Origin of the sequence: Streptomyces sp. GC420 (assembly GCF_009916105.1) — a bacterium.
Classification (GTDB): domain Bacteria; phylum Actinomycetota; class Actinomycetes; order Streptomycetales; family Streptomycetaceae; genus Streptomyces.
In genome coordinates this window covers 1-2,530 of record NZ_JAAAXQ010000650.1, presented here as the reverse complement: position 1 = coordinate 2,530, position 2,530 = coordinate 1, and the positions used below count along the sequence as shown (strand labels likewise).

2 protein-coding genes are annotated in these 2,530 nt (G+C 73.0%); both read right to left on the bottom strand.

The genetic code is table 11. From position 1 onward, the window contains the following. Nucleotides 1-887 precede the first annotated feature (887 nt). On the bottom strand, nucleotides 888-1,199 hold the full coding sequence (locus GUY61_RS37395; protein ID WP_166634737.1) for a hypothetical protein: 312 nt from the start codon (nucleotides 1,197-1,199) through the stop codon (nucleotides 888-890). A gap of 357 nt (nucleotides 1,200-1,556) precedes the next feature. Then, nucleotides 1,557-2,530 (bottom strand): PP2C family protein-serine/threonine phosphatase (locus GUY61_RS37390; protein ID WP_166634736.1); only part of this gene is annotated, 974 nt, incomplete at its 5' end.

Genomic DNA, 2,530 nt, shown 5'->3' with positions numbered 1-2,530 from the left:
CCCAACGGCCGTGCGGATTCGCGCGGCGCGGGCCGGGGTGACCGCCTCCCGCCGTTGTCGCGGATCCGTGGGCCGGCGCTGCGCGCGGGAGTCCCCGCCCTGGCCACGGACCCGGTCCTCCTCGAATGACCCGTCACCGAAGCCATGCCCACCTCGCCATGACAGACCCGAACCAAACGCTCGGTCAGTGCTCCAGAACGAAGGATCCCGGCAACCGTCATTTGTCAGTGCCGAATTGCCTGTGCCCCGGCGCCGGCGACAGCCCCGCTCTGCGGTGGACTGCCTTGCCGTCAAAGCGCAAGGCCCTCACATTCGTCGCACGGTGGCCCTCAACGGGCGGCATGTGGTTGGCGTCCGGTCAGTGGCGCACGACGAGCGGCTTGCCTCCCGGCTCCGGGCAGTTCTGCCCGACGCCGGGAACGATGTGACCGCGTGAGCAATGTCGTCCGTTCCGCGGCGCTCGGCCAGACGTGCCAGGTCGTCGCGGTCGGCGGGGCGGCTCCCTTGAGGGCCTTCTGCAGTTCTGTCGGGCCGGTCGCCATCAGTCTCTCCTGGCTGGGGACCACCGGCTTGTACCGGCGGGGGAATCGCTTCCCTGAACCGTGGGGGTCTCGTCCCGTAAGGGGGTCGGTTTCCGGGCCGGACCGCAGCCCCCCGGGGGGAGAGGGGAAGCCCGCTCCTCCTGGTCGCTCGTCGGGGACGCTCCTTGGGGTCGCTTTTCCTCGGGTGTCCCTTCGGGCGGGGGAGCGCGCTCACCCGCGCGTTCCCCCTCGCCGCCCCGTGCGCGCGGCGAGAGGAGGCGCCCACCCGGGTGCGGTCTCACGGCCATGCGTCACTCCGGGTACCCGCGGCGATTCAGCTTGGGTCCGGCGCACCGGGCCGGAGCCCTACACCTGATGCCCATGGGCCGTGAGCCACCTGTGAACGGCCGCCTTGTCGGCGACGCTGACGCGGACCGCGCCCTGCTGGGAGGACTCCTTGTCGGCGTTGAATCCGGTGTCGGTGACCCGGGCCGTCACCCAGTCGGCCAGTTCCCGGGCGGCCTCGGGCGACAAACGGCCCTTCTGCCAGCCCTTCCTGGCCGCGTCCACCGCGTTCGCTTCGTACTGTGCCGCCTCTTCCAGCCACGCCGGCACGAGCCGGTCGATGACCTGCTGGTCCGTCGCGGAATCGGAGGAGGCGCGTGAGGAATCGGTCATGCGGGACGAGTGGCCCGATGGGCCGGGGTCATGCCGCCGTACTGGGACGTGCGCCGTACGGGGACGGGTGCCGTGCCCGTACGGGGTGCCGGCAGGCGCGGAAGCACGGGCCGCCCGCGCGCGCCGCGGCTCCGCACGGCGTGACCGGGGTGGCGGCGCTGGGCAGCGGCGGGGGCCGGTGCATCGTCCGGGCACGGCCGCCCGACCGAGTGGCCGGACGGGCCGGGGCATGGCTGCCGTGCCGGAACGCGCGCCGCGCCGTACGGCGTACCGACGGTGCGTGGGTACGGACGTCCCTCGCGTCTGTCCCGGCAGAGCCCGGCCATGCGCGCCGTACACCCGATGGCTGACAGGGCATCAGTCCACACGTATTCCGATGATGCAGGTGTCGTCGTCCGTGTCCGACTTGCTGTGGATGAGGAGCCGGTCGAGCCGCTGCTCCAGCGCGCCCGGCGCCTCCTGCGTGGTGACCAGCAACTGCGACAGCACCTCCTGCACGGAGCGGTCCCTGCGCTCGACCAGCCCGTCGGTGTACATCAGCAGGGTGTCGTCCGGCTGGAGCCGCAGCTCCGCCTCCTCGTACGTGGCCTCGGCGAGTGCCCCGAGCAGCAGGCCACCCACCAGCGGCAGGGTGCTTGCCTCCTTTCCGCGCACCAGCACCGGCGGCAGGTGGCCGGCGCGTGCCCAGCGCAGCACACGGCTCGCGGGGTCGTACAGACCGCACACCGCGGTGGCGGTGACCTGTTCCGTCAGGTGGTGGGCGACGAGGTTCAGCCAGGACAGCAGCTGAGCCGGTCCGGCTCCGGTGACGGCCAGTCCGCGCAGGGCGTTGCGGAGGACGACCATGCTGGTCGCGGCCTCGATGCCGTGGCCGGCGACGTCGCCGACGCACACCAGGACCTGCTTGGTGGGCAGCACCACCGCGTCGTACCAGTCGCCGCCGACCAGGTTCTCCGTCTCGGCGGGGCGGTACCGCACGGCCACCGTCAGCCCCGGCGCGGCCAGCGGAGCACCCGCGGGCGGCATGATGGCGTGCTGCAGTTGCAGGGCCGGCCGGTTGCGCTCGGCGGACTGCTGCTCCGTGTGCGCGAGCTGGTCGCGGGTTGCGGCGAGCGCAACCTCGGTCCAGTGCTGCGCGGAGATGTCCTGGTAGGCGCCCCGTACGGTGAGCAGCCGGCCGTCGGGGCCGAGGACGGGCTCCGCCACCACGCGGATGTGCCGGGTGACGCCGTCCGGCCGCTGCAGGCGGAAGGCCACCGATGCCGGGCGCCGGTGGTGCAGCACGGTGCGCAGGAAACGGCCGATGGCGTCGCCGTCGTCCGGGTGGGCGT

Coding starts and splice junctions, on each gene's coding strand:
- GUY61_RS37395 (WP_166634737.1), bottom strand. CDS start 1,199: ATGACCGATTCCTCACGCGCCTCCTCCGATTCCGCGACGGACCAGCAG.